The organism is Tabrizicola thermarum (genome assembly GCF_003574395.1).
Classification (GTDB): Bacteria; Pseudomonadota; Alphaproteobacteria; order Rhodobacterales; family Rhodobacteraceae; genus Tabrizicola; species Tabrizicola thermarum.
The window spans coordinates 57,912-74,926 of record NZ_QMJY01000077.1; the positions used below are offsets into that span (position 1 = coordinate 57,912).

General features: G+C 67.8%; 15 protein-coding genes. 10 read left to right on the forward strand and 5 right to left on the reverse strand.

All coding sequences use genetic code 11. The features are described from left to right. Positions 1-44: 44 nt before the first annotated feature. Genes D5084_RS11930 through D5084_RS11940 form a run of 3 tightly spaced genes read right to left on the reverse strand, consistent with a single transcriptional unit; the run spans position 45 to position 3,030 of the window. Entirely contained in the window at positions 45-1,130 is a 1,086-nt protein-coding gene (locus D5084_RS11930; RefSeq protein WP_128515717.1) for a type 2 periplasmic-binding domain-containing protein, read from the reverse strand. A gap of 52 nt (positions 1,131-1,182) precedes the next feature. Further along, on the reverse strand, positions 1,183-2,520 hold the full coding sequence (locus D5084_RS11935; RefSeq protein ID WP_128515718.1) for a TRAP transporter large permease: 1,338 nt from the start codon (positions 2,518-2,520) through the stop codon (positions 1,183-1,185). Next, a complete protein-coding gene (locus tag D5084_RS11940) occupies positions 2,521-3,030 on the reverse strand; it encodes a TRAP transporter small permease subunit (RefSeq protein ID WP_128515719.1) in 510 nt (169 codons plus the stop codon). A gap of 360 nt (positions 3,031-3,390) precedes the next feature. Here D5084_RS11940 and D5084_RS11945 point away from each other — a divergent pair, with 360 nt between their 5' ends. From D5084_RS11945 to D5084_RS11965, 5 genes are all read left to right on the forward strand, one after another. Next, entirely contained in the window at positions 3,391-4,773 is a 1,383-nt protein-coding gene (locus tag D5084_RS11945; protein WP_202910057.1) for an NAD(P)/FAD-dependent oxidoreductase, read from the forward strand. Further along, positions 4,766-5,974 (forward strand): NAD(P)/FAD-dependent oxidoreductase, encoded by a 1,209-nt coding sequence (locus D5084_RS11950; RefSeq protein ID WP_128515720.1) that lies wholly within the window; start codon positions 4,766-4,768, stop codon positions 5,972-5,974. The genes D5084_RS11945 and D5084_RS11950 overlap by 8 nt, the downstream gene beginning before the upstream one ends. Next, positions 5,971-7,404 (forward strand): FGGY family carbohydrate kinase, encoded by a 1,434-nt coding sequence (locus D5084_RS11955; RefSeq protein ID WP_128515721.1) that lies wholly within the window; start codon positions 5,971-5,973, stop codon positions 7,402-7,404. Before D5084_RS11950 ends, D5084_RS11955 begins: the two co-directional genes overlap by 4 nt. Positions 7,405-7,519: 115 nt before the next feature. Continuing rightward, positions 7,520-8,539 (forward strand): GlxA family transcriptional regulator, encoded by a 1,020-nt coding sequence (locus D5084_RS11960; protein ID WP_162302427.1) that lies wholly within the window; start codon positions 7,520-7,522, stop codon positions 8,537-8,539. A 111-nt stretch (positions 8,540-8,650) separates the two neighbouring features. Further along, the gene (locus tag D5084_RS11965; protein ID WP_128515723.1) at positions 8,651-10,960 is read left to right on the forward strand and encodes a Tex family protein; all 2,310 of its coding nucleotides are present in this window, start codon (positions 8,651-8,653) and stop codon (positions 10,958-10,960) included. 57 nt (positions 10,961-11,017) lie between these two features. On the opposite strand, the gene tldD is transcribed toward D5084_RS11965, so the two are convergent. Next, positions 11,018-12,439, reverse strand: coding sequence for a metalloprotease TldD (gene tldD, locus D5084_RS11970; RefSeq protein ID WP_128515724.1), 1,422 nt, complete (start codon positions 12,437-12,439; stop codon positions 11,018-11,020). Positions 12,440-12,489: 50 nt separating this feature from the next. After that, the gene (locus D5084_RS11975) at positions 12,490-13,299 is read right to left on the reverse strand and encodes an alpha/beta hydrolase (RefSeq protein ID WP_162302428.1); all 810 of its coding nucleotides are present in this window, start codon (positions 13,297-13,299) and stop codon (positions 12,490-12,492) included. 175 nt (positions 13,300-13,474) lie between these two features. Between D5084_RS11975 and coxB the strand changes: the two genes are divergently transcribed. From coxB to D5084_RS12000, 5 genes are all read left to right on the forward strand, one after another. Further along, complete coding sequence (coxB, locus tag D5084_RS11980; protein WP_128515726.1) at positions 13,475-14,386, forward strand: cytochrome c oxidase subunit II; 912 nt, start codon at positions 13,475-13,477, stop codon at positions 14,384-14,386. 69 nt (positions 14,387-14,455) lie between these two features. Further along, positions 14,456-15,400: a heme o synthase gene (cyoE, locus tag D5084_RS11985; protein ID WP_128515727.1), complete on the forward strand. Its 945-nt coding sequence runs from the start codon at positions 14,456-14,458 to the stop codon at positions 15,398-15,400. A 1-nt stretch (position 15,401) separates the two neighbouring features. After that, complete coding sequence (locus D5084_RS11990; RefSeq protein ID WP_128515728.1) at positions 15,402-15,596, forward strand: cytochrome c oxidase system small membrane protein; 195 nt, start codon at positions 15,402-15,404, stop codon at positions 15,594-15,596. Continuing rightward, positions 15,593-16,183, forward strand: coding sequence for a cytochrome c oxidase assembly protein (locus D5084_RS11995; protein ID WP_128515729.1), 591 nt, complete (start codon positions 15,593-15,595; stop codon positions 16,181-16,183). Before D5084_RS11990 ends, D5084_RS11995 begins: the two co-directional genes overlap by 4 nt. A 28-nt stretch (positions 16,184-16,211) precedes the next feature. Then, on the forward strand, positions 16,212-17,015 hold the full coding sequence (locus tag D5084_RS12000; protein WP_128515730.1) for a cytochrome c oxidase subunit 3: 804 nt from the start codon (positions 16,212-16,214) through the stop codon (positions 17,013-17,015).

Below are 17,015 nucleotides of genomic sequence, written 5' to 3' on the forward strand. Positions count from 1 at the left end.
AGGGGTGCGGGCCGCACCGGTCGGGCGCGGCCCGGGCAGGGCCCTCAGCGGTAGGGATAGCCCGCCTTCTCCATCGTGTCGGCGTATTTCTTGAACGCCGCGACCACCTTGGCCGAGCGCGGCGAGGAGGCCGCGATCTCGTCCCAGAAGCCGTTCGCGTCGGACACGACCTGCGCCCATTCCTCCTCGGGCAGCGCGGTCAGTTCCATCTTCTCGCCTTCGACGCGCAGCTTCGCCTCGCCGCCCCAGTACCAGACGTTGCGGTAGTAATGCGACTGGTCGATGGTAATCTTGAACAGTTCCTGCAAGTGCGGCGGGACCTTCTGCCAGCTGGCGGTGTTGGCGAAGTAGCTGCCGAACCAGGCGCCGGTGACCGAGTTCGTCAGCGCATATTTGCAGACATCGGCCCAGCCGACCTCGTAGGCTTCGGTGAAGCCGCACCAGGCCACGCCGTCGAGTTCGCCCGTCTGCATCGCGACTTCCACGTTGTCCCACGGGATCGTCACCGGGATGAGGCCATAGCGCGACAGGAAGCGCCCCGCGGTCGGCACACCGAAGACGCGCAGGCCGTTCATGTCGGCAAGACTGCGGATCGGCTTGTTTACGGTGAAGATGTGCAACGGGTCCCAGGCGCCGCAGGACAGCCAGGTGACGCCCTCGACCTCGGAATAGGCCTCCTCCCAGATCTCCTGCAGCCCGTAGTAGCGGAACAGCGCCGGCACATCGAGGCTGAAGCGGGTGGCGAAGGGGAAGTAGCCGCCGAAGACCGAGATATCGACCGGCGAGGCCATCGTCGCCTCGTCCGACTGCACCGCGTCCAGCGTGCCGTTCTGAAGCGCGCGGAACAGGTCGGCGGTGGGGACCAGCTGGTCGGCGTAGTAAAGCTCGATCTCCATCTCGCCGTTGGCGGCGGTGTTGAAGGCCTCGATCTGCGGCTTGATGACATGGGCGCCGAGGGGTGCGCCGGAATAGGTTTGCAGGCGCCACTTGATCGGGCCGGTCTGGGCGATCACGGCCGGTGCGGCCAGAGTGGCACCGGCCACGGCGCCGGCGCCCATCACGGACTTGCGCAGGAAGTTCCGGCGCGAGGCGAGGATCGCCTCGGACGGGCTGGGTTTCTTCTCGGTCATCGTCGTCTCCTTGTTGTTTGCGGGCTTCTTCGGCCCTTGGGTGGTGGTCTTGTCAGCCCCGCACGTTCAGCTGCTGCGGCAGCCAGAGCGCGATCTGCGGGAAAATCATCAACAGCACGATGGTCAGCACCATCATCGCCGCGAAGGGCCAGATGGAGCGGTAGATGTCGGGCAGGGTGATCTCGCGCGGGGCGAGCGAGCGCATGAGGAACAGGTTGTAGCCGAAGGGCGGCGTGATATAGGCGATCTGGCAGGTGATGGTGTAAAGCACCCCATACCAGATCAGCTGGTTGTCGAAGCCGAGATCGAGGCTGGCCACCAGCGGGATGTAGAGCGGGGCCACGATCACCAGCATCGCGGTGTCGTCGAGGAACATCCCCAGGAGCAGGAAGCTGAGCTGCATCATGATGATGATGGCCCAGGGGCTCAGGTGCCACTGGCCGATGAACAGGTTCTCGATCGCCTTCACCGCGCCCAGCCCGTCGAAGACCGCGCCGAAGGCCAGGGCGGCCAGGATCAGCCAGAGGAACATGCAGGACACCGCCAGCGTCTTCATCGAGGTCTCGCGGATCAGCCGCCAGGAGAAGCGCCCCTTCGCCAGCGCGGCGAGCGTCGCACAGGTCGCCCCCACGGCCGAGCTTTCCACAAGGCTGGTGTAGCCGGACACGAACAGCCCGGTCATGAAGAAGAAGATCAGGAAGGGGATGATCCCGGCGCGGGCGAGGGCCAGCTTCTGGCCGAAGGGCATGTTCAGTTCCTCGGGCGGGACGGGCGGGGCGAGTTTCGGGTTCAGTTTCGCGCGGATCATGATGTAGGCGATGAACATCGCGGCCATCAGAAGGCCCGGCATCAGCCCGGCGAACCACAGTTTCGACACCGGCTGCCGTGCGATCATCCCGTAGAGGACCAGCACCACCGAGGGCGGGATCAGGATGCCCAGCGACGAGCCGCCCTGCACCACGCCGGAGATCAGCACCTTGTCATAGCCCCGCCGCAGCATTTCCGGCAGGGCGATGGTTGCGCCGATGGCCATGCCCGCGACCGACAGCCCGTTCATCGCCGAGATGATGACCATGACGAGGATCGTGCCGACGGCCAGGCCCCCGGGCAGTCGGCCGAACCAGACATGCATCATCTTGTAGAGATCTTCGGCGATCCCGCTCTCGGCCAGGATGTAGCCCATGTAGATGAACATGGGCAGCGTCAGCATGGCATACCAGTTGAACAGCTTGAACACCTGGTTGTAGGGCAGTTCGATCGCCCCGTTGCCATACAGCAGCAGCGAGGCCCCCGCCGCGACAAAGCCGATGGCGGCAAAGACGCGCTGGCCGGTGACCAGCAGAAGCGCCATCGAGGCGAACATCAGCAGAGCGATCAGTTCGTAGGACATCTAGAGGCGCTCTCCACGGATGGTCGCGATGTGCTTGAACACCAGCGCGAAGGCCTGGAGCAGCATGAGGACGAGACAGACGGTCAGAAGCGCCTTGATCGGGATGACCGAGGGGTTCCACATCGAAAATCGCTTTTCATTGGTCTGGATGGCGTATTGCAGCGACGAGATCGAGCCCACCAGCATCACGCCCAGGTAGAAGATCATGCACCAGACGGTGACCAGATCCAGCTTCGCCTTCCCCCGGTCCGACAGGTTCGCGTACCACAGGTCCATCCGCACATGTTCGTTGTTCTTCATCGTGATCGGGCCGCCCATGAAGTAATAGGCCGCCAGGGTGAACTGGGTGAACTCGATGGCCCAGTGGACCGGGATGTTGAGGACGTTGCGGGTCACCGCATCCAGGAGAAGCGTCGCGCCCATGACGAAGATCAGCGCGGCGGCCAGGTAACCCACATAGTCGGACACCTTGTCGACGACCCTTACATAGGCGCGGATCACCCCCAGCACGATAGCCTCGCCGAAAGACCCCGGTTCCTGTTCATTGTTTCCGTCCTGTTTCCATCCCTGCCGTGATCCGGGTCGGGGCCGTTCGGCCAGGCGCACGGGCGACCGTCCGATGCAAGGTGACACCGCGCTGCACGCATCCGGATCAACACTTCCCCACTCTGCCAGCGACCCGTCCTGTCCCCAGACAGACGAGGGGCCGCCGATCCTTCCCTCCATAGCCGACCGCGCAAGTCGCCCGAGGTCAATCTTTTTTTGACCGCGCGGTGAAAATTCTTGCATCTCACGGCATGGCTGCGCTTGACGGAGGGGCAGGCCGTCCCTTTCATGGCGGTCAGATCCCGATGAGCCCGAGGAAGCGTCTTGCCCGAACCCCTGCCCGGTTTCGATGTGGCGGTGATCGGCGCCGGCGTGGTCGGCTGCGCCCTCGCGCGGGCCTTCACGCTGGCCGGTGCCCGGGTGGTGGTGCTGGAAAAGGCGGCAGATGTGCTGGACGGCGCCTCCAAGGGCAATTCGGCGATCCTGCACACCGGATTCGATGCGCCCGAAGGCTCGCTGGAACTGGCCTGCGTCCGCGAGGGCTATCGGCTGTATCACGAGATTCACGACCGTCTCGGCCTGCCGGTGATTCGATCCGGGGCCATGGTGCTGGCCTGGACCGAGGAGGAAGAGGCCAGCCTGCCCGCGCTGATGGCGCAGGCGGTGGCCAACGGCGTCACCGATGTCGCCCCGCTGACCGGAGCCGAAGCCCGCGCGCTGGAGCCGCAGCTTTCGCCCAGGGTGCGGGCGGGGTTCCGGGTTCCGGGCGAGCATCTGATCGACCCCTGGTCTGCCGCGCATGGCTATCTGTTGCAGGCCCTGGCCAATGGCGCGGTGCTGATGCGGCAGGCCGAGGTCGTGTCGGGCCATCGTGCGGGCGGTGCCTGGCGGCTGGCGACGACGGCGGGGACGGTCTCGGCGTCCCTGGTCATCAACGCCGCGGGGCTTTGGGGCGACGAGGTCGACCGGCGCGTGACGGGGGAAAGCTGGTTCACGATCAGGCCGCGCAAGGGCCAGTTCGTGGTCTATGACAAAAGCGCGGCAGCCTTGGCGGGACATATCCTGCTGCCGGTGCCGACGAAGATCACCAAGGGAATCGTCGTCTGCCGAACGGCCTTTGGCAACCTTCTGGTCGGCCCGACGGCCGAGGAGCAGGAGGACCGCATCCACGCCTCGGTCGAGCGCGAGACCTTGCAGGCGCTGATGCGGCGGGGCTGCGAGATCCTGCCCGCCCTGGCCGGGCACGAGGTGACGGCGGTCTATGCCGGTCTGCGGCCTGCGACCGAGGAAAAGGAATACCGCATCCGCACCGATCTGGCCGAGGGCTATATCTGCGTCGGCGGCATCCGGTCGACGGGGCTGTCGGCTGCGCTGGGCATCGCGGCCCATGTCCTGCGGCTGGCGGGGCGGGACGACGTGCCCTTGGCCGATCCGAAATGGCCGAAGATGCCCAACCTCTCGGTCGAAGGCGCGCGGGACTGGCAATCTGCGGGGCATGGCGGGGTGGTCTGCCACTGCGAGCTTGTCACCCGGCGCGAGATCGAGGCTGCGCTGACCGGCCCTCTGGCCGCGGGCAGTCTGGCGGGGCTGAAGCGGCGGACCCGGGTGACGATGGGGCGCTGTCAGGGCTTCTACTGTTCGGCCGAACTGGCGCGGCTGACCGAGGGTCGGCTGGCGCAGCCCATGCTGGGGGCGGCGCATGACTGAGGTGATCGTCATCGGCAGCGGTCCCGCCGGTCTTGCAGCGGCGACCGAACTGGCCAGGGCGGGGCGACAGGTGACGGTGCTGGAGCGTGAGGCGGAGGCGGGCGGGATTCCGCGCCATTGCGGCCACTATCCCTATGGTCTGCGCGAGTTTCACCGCCTGCTGCGCGGCCCCGACTATGCGGCCCGGCTGCGCGAGGCGGCGCTGAAGGCGGGCGTGGTGATCCGGACCCGGACCACGGTCACAGCCCTGCGGCCGGGTGGCGAGGTCGAGATCACCGACGACAGCGGCGTGGCAACGCTGGCCGCACGGGCGGTGCTGCTGGCGACGGGCGTGCGCGAGACCAGCCGCGCGGCCCGGCTGATCGGGGGCGACAAACCCGGTGGGGTCCTGTCCACGGGCGCGTTGCAGGGGATCGTCTACCTGAACCATCAGTCCCCGTTCCGCCGCCCGGTCATCCTTGGCACCGAGCTTGTGGCCTTCTCGGCCCTGCTGACCTGCCGCCATGCCGGGATCAGGCCCCTGGCGATGGTCGAACCGAACGCCCGGATCACCGCACGCTCTCCCGCCATCTGGCTGGCCCGGCTGATGGGCGTGCCGGTGCATCTGCAGTCCGACATCACCCATATCCATGGCCGCGCGCAGGTCGAAGGCGTCACTCTGGCGACACCGGCGGGCAGGCGCGAGCTGGCGACGGATGGCGTGATCGTCACCGGCGGGTTCCGCCCCGATGCGATGCTGCTGCGCGCCAGCCATCTGGAGGTCGATGCGGGCTCGGGCGGGCCGGTGATCGACCCCTGGGGCCGGCTCTCCGATCCCGCCTATTTCGCGGCGGGCAACCTTTTGCGCGGGGTCGAGACGGCAGACTGGTGCTGGGACGAGGGGCGCCGCACCGCAGGTGCCATCCTTGCCGCGCTGGAGGGCCGTCTGCCGCAGCCGGAGGGAAGCAGGATCAGCCTGGACCATCCCGCCCTGCGGCTGGCGGTGCCTCAGGTCGTTGTCGCGGGCGGGGCAGAGGTGGTGCATCGGCGGTTGCAGATAAGGCTGGACCGGCCGGTGAGGGGGCAGCTGCGCCTGATGCAGGCGGGGCGCGTGGTCAGCGCCGCGCGCGTGGACAGCCTGCCGGAGCGGCGCCTGTCGCTGGCCTTGCCGCAAGCGCCGGGGTCCGGCCCGCTGACCCTGTCGATCCGGGAGAAACCGTGAAGGTCGCCGCCATCGACCAGGGCACGACCAGCACCCGCGTCCTGCGGCTGGACGCGGGCGGAGCGTTGCACCCGGTCCTGTCCCTGTCCCATGCCCAGACCTACCCCGCCCCCGGCCATGTCGAGCAGGACGGCGAAGAGCTTCTGGCCAATGTCCGCGCCTGTCTGGAGGCGGCGGGGGCGGACGCCTTCGGGCTGGCCAATCAGGGTGAAAGCTGTCTGGCCTGGGATGCGCGCGACGGCCGCCCGATCTGCCCGGTCATCACCTGGCAGGACGACCGGACCGCGGATGTGACGGCGGCCCTGGCGCGGCAGGGCGCGGGTCCGCTGGTGATGGAGCGGGCGGGATTGCCGCTGGATCCCTATTTCTCGGCCTCCAAGCTGGGCTGGATCCTGCGCCATGTTCCGCGCGCGGCAGAGCTTGCCCGACGGGGGCAGCTTCGGCTTGGCACCACGGATGCCTTCTTCCGCGACCGGCTGACCGGGCGGTTCGAGACCGACATCGCCACGGCCTCGCGCACGTCGCTGATGCACCTTGCGACGGGCAGTTGGGACCCGGAGCTTTGCGCTCTGTTTGGCGTTCCGGTGGACTGCCTGCCGGCGATCGGCCCGACCTCGGGCGACCTTGGGGTGCTGCCGGGGGGGGCGAGGCTTGCGGCCTCGATCGTGGACCAGCAGGCGGCGCTGTATGGCCACGGCTGCCGGACGCCGGGGGATGCCAAGGTGACATTCGGCACCGGGGCCTTCGTGCAATGCCTGACGGGGGCCTTGCTGCGGCCCGAAACGCCGGGGCCCCTGCCCACGGTTGCCTGGCAGCGGGCGGGTGAGGCGGTGACCTATGCTCTGGACGGCGGGGTCTATGCGGCCGGATCGGCGGTCAACTGGGCCCGGGAGCTTGGGCTTTTTGCCGAGTTCGAGGCGCTGGGCGGTTTTGATCGCCCGCCCGCCATCGACCGGGGGATCGTCTTTGTCCCCGCGCTTGCCGGGCTGGGCTGTCCGCACTGGAACCGCGCGGCGCGGGGGGCCTGGCTGGGGATGTCGCTTGCCGACGGCAAGGCCGACCTCGTTCAGGCGCTGCTGGAAGGGATCGCCCTGCGCACCGCCGAGGTTCTTGCCGCGATGCGCGCGCTGCATCCGTTCCGGGGGCCGGTGTCCGTGGACGGAGGCCTGTCGCAAAGCGCCTATTTCGTGCAGTTCCTGTCCGAAGTGGCCGGATGCGACCTATTCCTGTCCGACGAGACGGAACAGACCGCCGCCGGACTTGCCCGCATGGCGGCCGAGGCCGTGGGTCTGGTGGACCTGCCGGACCCGCGACAGGGGCGGCAGGTGGCGGGATCGGACCGGGACCGCGCAGGCCGCCTTGCGCGCTTTGCCGCAGCGTTGCAGGCGGTCGACGCCTACGCCGGTCATGCAGCCGGTTCTTCCACCTGAGGTCCGGCATCGGCATATCGGCCTCTCTGATCCGGGCCGGACCGATTGACAGATGCCGCGCAGAGGCACAGAAGCGGGCATGTCGCATTTTTCCCGGACCGAAGGATGCCCGCCGATGACCCGTGCCGACCGCGATCCGGGCCGCGCCCGGTCCGGTGCCGTCATCCCGCGCGGGGTGGCGCATGTCCGGCTGGAGGGGCCGGTCGTCACCCGCGACTTCGCCTTTCTGGTGCTGCCGCGGTTCACGTTCCTCGCCTTCGCCTCGGCCATCGACCCGCTGCGGATCGCCAACCAGCTGACGCAACAGCCGCTGTATCGCTATCGTCTGGTCAGCATGGATGGCGGACCGGTCGAAAGCTCGGCCGGGGTGCGGGTCGAGGTGGATCAGGGGCTGGAGCCGCTGAGCCGCGAGACGACGGCGATCGTCTGTTCGGGAACCGATGCCAGTCAGGCGGCGGACAAGCGCGTGCTGGCCTGGCTGCGCGAGCATTCCCGCAAGGGCGGGGGCCTGGGGGCGATCTGCACCGGGGCCTATACGCTGGCGCGGGCGGGTCTGCTGGGCGAGGACGCCCCGGCGGTGCATTGGGAGAACCGGCCGGCCTATCGCGAGCTGTTCGACGTGGAACCGCTGGAGCAGATCTATGTCATCGGCACGCGGCATTTCTCGTGCGCGGGGGGCGAGGCGGGGGTGGACCTGATGCTGGCGCTGATCGCCCGCGACCACGGGCAGAAGCTGGCCGATGCGGTGGCCGAGATGTGCCTGCATTCGCGCCGGCGCGAGGCGAGCGCGACGCAGAAGAAGGTCTATCCTGCCCCGATGCTGGCCCGGCATCCGGCGGTGGCCCGGGTGATCGCGGCGATGCAGGCGAATATTGCGACTCCGCTGGACCGCGAGGCGCTGGCCCGTGTTTTCGGCCGGTCGCCCCGGCATCTGGAGCGTATTTTCCGGGCCGTCGTGCAGGAGACCCCGAAGAGCTATTACCTGGGTCTGCGGCTGGAAGAGGCGCGGGACCTGTTGTCGGACACGACGCTGTCGATCCTCGAGGTGGCGGTGGCGACCGGGTTCAACTCGCGGTCCAGCTTTTCCAAGGCCTACAGGAAGCGGTTCGGGCAAAGCCCGGCCCGGACGCGGTAGCGGCCCGCTCTCTGATCCGCGCGCGGCAGGCGGGGATCCGCGCGCGGCAGGCGGGGTTCACCCTGATCCGGTCGGCGGCTAAGGTGCCCGCCCCAAGTCCTGAGGATTCGCATGAGCCCGACGTCTGACTCTCCCCAGATCGCCCGCCTGATCGCCACGGAAATCGGCGCCTCGCCCCAGCAGGTCAGCGCGGCGGTGGCGCTTCTGGACGGGGGCGCCACGGTGCCGTTCATCGCACGCTACCGGAAAGAGGTGACGGGGGGCCTGGACGACAGCCAGCTGCGGAAACTGGAGGAACGGCTGGCCTATCTGCGCGAGCTGGAGGCGCGGCGGGGGGCGATACTTGCGTCGATCACCGAGCAGGGCAAGCTGACGGAGGACCTCGCGCGGGCGATTGCCGGGGCGGTGACGAAGGCCGAGCTGGAGGACATCTACCTTCCGTTCAAGCCCAAGCGCCGCACCAGGGCGATGATCGCCCGCGAGGCGGGGTTGCAGGGGCTTGTGGATGCGATCCTGGCGGATCGGTCAGCCGATCCGTCGGTGCTGGCGGGCGGGTTCCTGTCGGAGGGCTTCCCCGACGCCAAGGCCGCTCTGGAGGGGGCACGGGACATCATTGCCGAGGGGCTGGCCGAGGATGCCTCGCTGCTGGGGCGCCTGCGCGACCACATGCGCAAGGTGGGCCGGCTGGTGGCGAAGGTCGTGCCGGGGAAAGAGGCGGCGGGGGCGAAGTTCGCGGATTACTTCGCGCATGCCGAGGAGTTCTCGCGCGTGCCGAGCCACCGGGCCCTGGCGATGTTCCGGGGGCGGAACGAGGAGGTGCTGACCCTGGACCTGGAGGTCGATGCCGAGGCGCCGCGCGGGGAAAGCCCGGCGGAGCGCGCCTGCGGGGCGGCGGTCGGTGCAGGGGGCTCTGGTCCGGGCGACAAATGGCTGCGCGAGGCGGCGGCCTGGGCCTGGCGGGTGAAGATCCGCACCAGCCTGACGCTGGACCTGATGGCCGAGCTGCGCGAGGCGGCGGAGGCCGAGGCGATCCGGGTTTTCGCGCGGAACCTCAAGGACTTGCTCCTGGCCGCCCCTGCGGGGGGGAAGGCCACGATGGGGCTTGACCCCGGCATCCGCACGGGTGTGAAGGTTGCGGTGGTGGATGCGACGGGGAAGGTCGTGGCGACGGATACGGTCTATCCGTTCCAGCCGAAAATGGATGTGAAGGGCGCGCAGATGGCGCTGGCCCGGCTGATCGGCCAGCATGGGGTGAAGCTGATCGCCATCGGCAACGGCACGGCCAGCCGCGAGACGGAAAAGCTGGTGGCCGATCTGCTGTCGGTGCTGCCGGGGCCGGAAAAGCCGGTGAAGGTGGTGGTCTCGGAGGCCGGGGCGAGCGTCTATTCGGCCTCGGAACTGGCGGCGAAGGAGTTTCCCGATCTGGACGTGTCGTTGCGCGGGGCGGTGTCCATCGCGCGGCGCTTGCAGGACCCCCTGGCCGAGCTGGTGAAGATCGAGCCGAAGGCGATCGGCGTGGGGCAGTACCAGCATGACGTGGACCAGCACCGGCTGGCGAAGTCGCTGGACGCGGTGGTCGAGGATGCGGTGAACGCGGTGGGGGTGGACCTGAACACCGCCTCGGCGCCCCTGCTGGCGCGGGTGTCGGGCGTGGGGCCCGGGCTGGCCGAGGCCATCGTGGCGCATCGCGATCAGAACGGTCCTTTTGCGACGCGCAAGGATCTGCTGAAGGTCGCGCGGCTGGGGCCGAAGGCCTTCGAGCAGGCGGCGGGGTTCCTGCGGATCACCGGCGGGCCCGAGCCGCTGGATGCCTCGTCGGTGCACCCGGAAGCCTATGATGTGGCGCGCAAGATCGTCGCGGCCTGCGGGCGGGACATCCGCAGCCTGATGGGCGACGGGGCGGTGCTGAAGCGGCTGAACCCGGCCGATTTCGTGGATGACCGGTTCGGGTTGCCGACGGTGAAGGACATCCTGGCGGAATTGGAGAAGCCCGGGCGCGATCCCCGCCCAAGCTTCAGGACGGCGACGTTCACCGACGGAGTGAACGAGATCACCGACCTGAAGCCCGGCATGGTGCTGGAAGGCACCGTCACCAATGTCGCGGCCTTCGGGGCCTTTGTGGACATCGGCGTGCATCAGGACGGGCTGGTGCATGTGAGCCAGCTGTCGGACAGCTTCGTCAGGGACCCGCATGCCGTGGTGAAGGCGGGCGATGTGGTCAAGGTCCGGGTGGTCGAGGTCGACGTGGCGCGCAAGCGCATCGGGCTGACGATGAAATCGGATGGCGGGGCGAGCGCGAAGGATCAGGTGCGCGAGCGGGGGCCGGGGCCGCAGAAGCCGGTGCGGGGGCCGATGCAGAGCGGGCCGCAGGGCGGGGGGAACGCGTTCGCGGAGGCCCTGAAGGGCAAGTTCGGGCGGTAGGGGCCAAAATCCTTCGAAGGATTTTGCAAGACTTTTCGAAAAGTCTTGCGCCCTCGGTCAGGCCGCAGCGCCGCCCACGGTCAGGCCCTGGATCAGAAGGGTCGGCTGGCCGACGCCGACCGGCACCCATTGCCCGGCCTTGCCGCAGTTGCCGATGCCGGGGTCGAGCGACAGGTCGTTGCCGATGGCGCGGATGCCCTTCAGCGCGGTCGCGCCGTCGCCGATCAGGGTGGCACCCTTCACCGCCTCGCCCACCACGCCATTGCGGACGCGGTAGGCCTCGGTGCAACTGAACACGAACTTGCCTGAGGTGATGTCCACCTGGCCGCCGCCGAAGCCCACGGCGTAGATGCCGTCCCTGAGGGAGGCCACGATCCCCGCCGGGTCGTCCTTGCCCGCCAGCATGTAGGTGTTGGTCATCCGCGGCATCGGGATATGGGCGAAACTTTCCCGCCGCCCGTTGCCGGTGGGCGCCACACCCATCAGCCGCGCGTTCTGCCGGTCCTGCATGTAGCCTGTCAGCACGCCGTCCTCGATCAGGACGTTCCTGCCCGAAGGCGTGCCTTCGTCGTCGATGGAGATGCTGCCGCGCCGGTCGGGGATCGTCCCGTCATCAAGGACAGTCACGCCCTTGGAGGCGATCTGTTTCCCCATCAGCCCGGCAAAGGCCGAGGTTTCCTTGCGGTTGAAGTCGCCCTCCAGCCCGTGGCCGATGGCTTCGTGAAGCAGGATGCCGGGCCAGCCGGGGCCGAGGACCACGTCCATCACGCCGGCGGGGGCCTCGACGGCGCCGAGGTTGACGCGCGCGATGCGCAGCGCCTCGGCGATCATCGGTTTCCAGGTCTCGGGGGCCATCAGCTCGGCCAGCCCGTGCCGCCCGCCCTTGCCCATGCCGCCCTGTTCGCGGCGGCCGTTTTCCTCGATCATCACCGAGACGTTGATCCGGGCCATCGGGCGGATGTCGGACAGACGCGTGCCTTCGGGGCGGAGGATCTCGACCTCTTGCAGGCTGGCCGAGAGGGTGGCCGAGACCTGCACCACGCGGGGGTCAAGGGCCCGGGCATAGGCGTCGATCTCGCGCAGAAGCTCGATCTTCACCGGGAAGGCGGCATCGGCCATCGGGTCGTCGGGGCGGTAGAGGCGGGTATTGGTGCCGCGCGGCGGGGGGGCGAGGGTGCCGCCACCGGCGCCCACCGCAAGGCGGGCGGTTTCCGCGGCGCGGCGCAGCGCGGTTTCGGTGATCTCGGTCGAATGGGCGTAGCCTGCGACCTCACCCCTCACCGCGCGCAGACCGAAGCCCTGAGAGGCGTCATAGGTCGCCTGTCGGATGCGGCCGTCGTCCAGCACGATCGATTCTGCCCGGCGCCGTTCGAGAAACAGCTCGCCATCGTCGGCCCCGTCGGTCGCGGCGCGCAGGGTGGCAAGGGCGGCAGCCTCGTCCAGATGGGTGTCGAAGGGGCGGAAGGGGGCGTCGGTCATGGGGGCCTCGTCAGGTCAGGCGTCAGAGATGGGCCGGAGCGGGGGCAGGGTCAAGGACCTGTGGTCCGGTCGAGGAATTCGACCTCATGCGCCCAGGTGGCGGGCGAGAACAGCGCCTCGTGGCCGACGGGGCCGAGGGACAGGAAGGTCTTCGGTTCGCGGGCCAGATCGAACAGGCGCTTGCCGAAGCCCTGCGGGATCACCCGGTCTGCCTCGCCGTGCAGGATCAGGAGGGGGGCGTTGATCGCGGCGATGTGGTCGCGGGAGCGGTACTGGTCCTTCATCAAGAGGCCCACCGGGGCCCAGGGATAGGCGCGGCGGGCGATGTCGACGGCGGCGGAATAGGGCGCCTCGAGGATCACGGCACCCACGGGGTTCGCGGCGGCGGTCATCACGGCGGGGCCGGTGCCGAGGCTTTCGCCGACAAGGACGATGCGGTCCGGCGGCAGGCCCTGCGCGCGCAGATGGTCGTAGGCGGTCTTGGCGTCGATCAGAAGCCCGGCTTCCGTAGGCCGCCCGGAGGAGCCGCCATAGCCGCGCCAGCTGACAAACGCCGTGCCGTATCCGCGCGCCTGGTAGAAGGCCAGCCGGTCGGCACGGTCGGCGATCTCGCCCGCGTTGCCGTGCAGGAAAAGGATGGTCGGCCGGTCGCCGGTGGCCGGACTTTGCCACAGCACCAGCGTCTCGCCATCGGGCGTGGTCAAGGTGACGGGGGTCACGCCGGTCAGCCCGACAGCCCCGGGCGCAGGATCGCGGCGCGTGGGAAAATACTGCAGGTCGCGCTGGAAGGCATACATCCCCGACAGGGCCACGGCATAGACCAGGCCGAAGGTGACGAGGGTCAGCTTGACGAAGGACACGGGCATCATCCCTGGGCCTTGGGCGCGACGGCAAGCGCGGATTTGTCGCGTCGGTTTTGCTTGTCGCGGCCAAGCTAATATGGTTTGAGGACCAAGGGAAACATCGGGATTCCGACCGTCGGATCGGGGTTCCGGGAAAGCGGCGAAAAGTCGCGACGTGAACGGGAACAAAAACATGCGTCTTTCGAACGTGATCGGCGGAATCGCCTCGGCAGGGTTGACCTCTTTCGTGGCTGGGCAGGCCCTTGCACAGCAGGCCCTTGAAATCATCGGCCAGCCCCAGCCGGGCGGGATGGGCTTTCAGCCCTCCGGGACCGAGCTCAAGCATGACATCGTCTGGCTGGACACGATGATAAACTACATCATCGCCGGCATCGTCATCCTCGTGACCTCGCTGATCATCTACACGATGGTCCGGTTCAACCGCCGCGCCAACCCGACCCCGGCGCGCTTTACCCACAACAGCCCGCTGGAAGTGGCCTGGACCCTGATCCCGATCGTGATCCTGGTCTTCATCGGCGCCTTCTCGCTGCCGATCCTGTTCAAGCAGCAGGAAATTCCGGTGGGCGACGTGACGATCAAGGCCACGGGCAACCAGTGGTACTGGTCTTACGAATATGTGGACGAGGGGATTGCCTTCGACAGCTACATGATCGGCTCTCCGGCGACCGGCGGCGCGAACATGCTGACCCCCGAGGTCGAGGCCCAGCTGAAGGAGGCGGGCTATTCGAAAGAGCAGTTCCTGCTGGCCACCGACACGGCGGTCGTGGTTCCGGTGGGCAAGGTCGTCGTGGTGCAGGTGACCGCGACCGACGTGATCCATTCCTGGAAGATCCCGGCCTTCGGCGTGATGCAGGACGCGGTCCCGGGCCGCACCGCCGCGCTGTGGTTCAAGGCGGATCGGGAAGGCATCTACTTCGGCCAGTGCTCGGAGATCTGCGGGCAGATGCATGCCTACATGCCGATCACCGTGAAGGTCGTCTCCGAGGCGGCCTATGCGGAGTGGCTGGCAAAGGCCAAGGCGGGCGATGTGCAGCTGTCGCATCTGGCCCAGCCGACCGAAACCAGGGTCGCCGCGAACAACTGAGCCTTCGGCCAGCCTTCCGGGTGCGGCCCGGCCGGACGGTCGGGCCGACCCGCCTGAAATGGAACAAGCATGAGCGACACAACCGCATATCAGGGCGCGACTGCCACCCCGCATGAGCCGGGGTTCGGCGATTATGTCCAGCTTCTGAAGCCGCGCGTGATGTCGCTGGTGGTGTTCACGGCGCTGGTCGGGCTTCTGGTCGCGCCGGTCGGGCTGCACCCGGTCGAGGCCTTTGCGGCGATCCTGTTCATCGCGCTGGGGGCAGGGGCCAGCGGCGCGCTGAACATGTGGTGGGATGCCGACATCGACGCGGTGATGAAGCGGACCGCGCGGCGTCCGGTGCCGGACGGCCGCGTCCAGGCGGGCGAGGCGCTGGCGGTGGGTCTGGGCCTGTCGGGGATCAGCGTCGTGATGCTTTGGCTGGCGACCAACTGGGTCGCGGCGGCGCTGCTGGCCTTCACAATCTTCTTCTATGCCGTCGTCTATTCCATGTGGCTGAAACGGACGACGCCGCAGAACATCGTGATCGGGGGGGCGGCCGGGGCCTTTCCGCCGATGATCGGCTGGGTGGCGGCGACGGGCAGCGTCTCGGTCGAGGCTTGTCTGATGTTCGGCCTGATCTTCATGTGGACCCCGCCGCATTTCTGGGCGCTGGCGCTGTTCATGAAGGAAGACTATCACACCGCAGGCGTGCCGATGCTGACGGTGACGCATGGCCGCAAGGCGACGCGGGCCCATATCCTGGTCTACACGCTTCTTCTTGTGCCTGTGGCCCTGGGGGCGGCGCTGACCTCGATCGGCGGGCCGCTGACGCTGGCGGTGGCCGTCGCGCTGAACGCCTGGTTCGTGATCGGAGCCTGGCGCATCTGGAAGCGCGACGAAGCCGTGGCCGAGGCCGACAGATACGCGGTCGAGAAGGCGTTCTTCCGGTTCTCGCTGCTGTATCTTTTCCTGCACTTCGCGGCCTTCCTGGTGGAAGCGGCGCTGAAGTCCGCCGGACTGGGAGGCTGGTAGGATGACATTCCGCCCGGAACACGACCTGCACAAGCGCCGGTTCAGCCGGAACCTCGGGGTCGGGCTGACGCTGGCGGCCTTCGTGGCGCTGGTCTTTGCGCTGACCGTGGTCAAGGTCAAGCGCGGCGAGCCGATGCAGGGGTATGACCATACGTTCCAGCCGGCCATGCTTCCGAAACAGGAGGCCAAACCATGATCTTCCCGCGTCTCACCGGACCGAACCGGACCGCCGCGCAACTGGTGGTCGTGGCCCTGACTATGCTGGGTCTGTCCTTTGCCGCCGTGCCTTTCTACGACTGGTTCTGCCGGGTGACGGGCTACGGCGGCACGCCACAGGTGGCCGAGGTCGCCCCGGACCAGATCCTGGATCAGAAGGTGCGCATCCGCTTCGACGCCAGCGTGGAGGCCGGGATGCCATGGACCTTCAAGCCCGTGGCCCGCAGCATGGACATCCGCATCGGCGAGACCGGCCTGGCCTTCTACGAGGCGCACAATCCGACCGACCGGGTGATCGCGGGCACGGCAAGTTTCAACGTGTTCCCGGATACGGCGGGCGGCTATTTCACCAAGATCGCGTGCTTCTGCTTCACCGAGCAGGTGCTGCAACCGGGCGAGACGGTGCAGATGCCGGTGACATTCTTCGTCGACCCGACGATGGTCGATGACCCGGACGCGAAGTTTGTGCACGAGATCGTGCTGAGCTATACCTTCCACGAAACGCCGCTGCCCGAAGACCAGGCAGCCCTGCAATCCGCCGCGGACGACGCATCCGCGGTGAACTGAAGACCAGACAACGAGGGAAATCCCGGCCATGGCCCACGCAAAGAACCACGATTACCACGTCCTGCCGCCATCGATCTGGCCCCTGATGGGGGCTGTCGCAGGCTTCGTGATGCTGTTCGGCGCGGTCCTGTGGATGCACGGTTCGGGCCCCTGGATGGGCCTGATCGGTTTTGCCGGCGTGCTTTATGTCATGTACGCCTGGTGGTCCGACGTGGTGCACGAAAGCCAGGTCGGCGACCATACTCCGGTCGTGCGGATCGGGCTGCGCTATGGCTTCATCCTGTTCATCATGTCCGAGGTGATGTTCTTCGCGGCCTGGTTCTGGACCTTCTTCAAGCACCGCCTCTATCCGATGGGGCCGCAATCCCCGGCCGTCGATGGCGTCTGGCCGCCCGCGGGGATCGAGACCTTCGACCCCTGGCACCTGCCCTTCATCAACACGCTGATCCTGCTTCTGTCGGGCTGTGCCGCGACCTGGGCGCACCATGCCCTTGTGCACGAGAACAACCGCAGGGATCTGAAGAACGGCCTGATCCTGGCCATTGCGCTGGGCATCGTCTTCACCTTCATGCAGGCCTACGAATACAGCCACGCGGCCTTCGGGTTCGCGGGCAACATCTATGGCGCGTCCTTCTTCATGGCGACGGGCTTCCACGGTTTCCACGTCATCATCGGGACGATCTTCCTGACCGTCTGCCTGATCCGCGCCTACAAGGGCCATTTCACCCCGGAAAAGCATGTCGGTCTCGAGGCTGCGATCTGGTACTGGCACTTCGTCGACGTGGTCTGGCTGTTCCTGTTCGCCACCGTCTACGTCTGGGGCCAGGGCTGA

Coding starts and splice junctions, on each gene's coding strand:
- D5084_RS11930 (WP_128515717.1), bottom strand. CDS start 1,130: ATGACCGAGAAGAAACCCAGCCCGTCCGAGGCGATCCTCGCCTCGCGC.
- D5084_RS11935 (WP_128515718.1), bottom strand. CDS start 2,520: ATGTCCTACGAACTGATCGCTCTGCTGATGTTCGCCTCGATGGCGCTT.
- D5084_RS11950 (WP_128515720.1), top strand. CDS start 4,766: ATGACTGAGGTGATCGTCATCGGCAGCGGTCCCGCCGGTCTTGCAGCG.
- D5084_RS11960 (WP_162302427.1), top strand. CDS start 7,520: ATGACCCGTGCCGACCGCGATCCGGGCCGCGCCCGGTCCGGTGCCGTC.
- D5084_RS11965 (WP_128515723.1), top strand. CDS start 8,651: ATGAGCCCGACGTCTGACTCTCCCCAGATCGCCCGCCTGATCGCCACG.
- tldD (WP_128515724.1), bottom strand. CDS start 12,439: ATGACCGACGCCCCCTTCCGCCCCTTCGACACCCATCTGGACGAGGCT.
- coxB (WP_128515726.1), top strand. CDS start 13,475: ATGCGTCTTTCGAACGTGATCGGCGGAATCGCCTCGGCAGGGTTGACC.
- cyoE (WP_128515727.1), top strand. CDS start 14,456: ATGAGCGACACAACCGCATATCAGGGCGCGACTGCCACCCCGCATGAG.
- D5084_RS11990 (WP_128515728.1), top strand. CDS start 15,402: ATGACATTCCGCCCGGAACACGACCTGCACAAGCGCCGGTTCAGCCGG.
- D5084_RS11995 (WP_128515729.1), top strand. CDS start 15,593: ATGATCTTCCCGCGTCTCACCGGACCGAACCGGACCGCCGCGCAACTG.
- D5084_RS12000 (WP_128515730.1), top strand. CDS start 16,212: ATGGCCCACGCAAAGAACCACGATTACCACGTCCTGCCGCCATCGATC.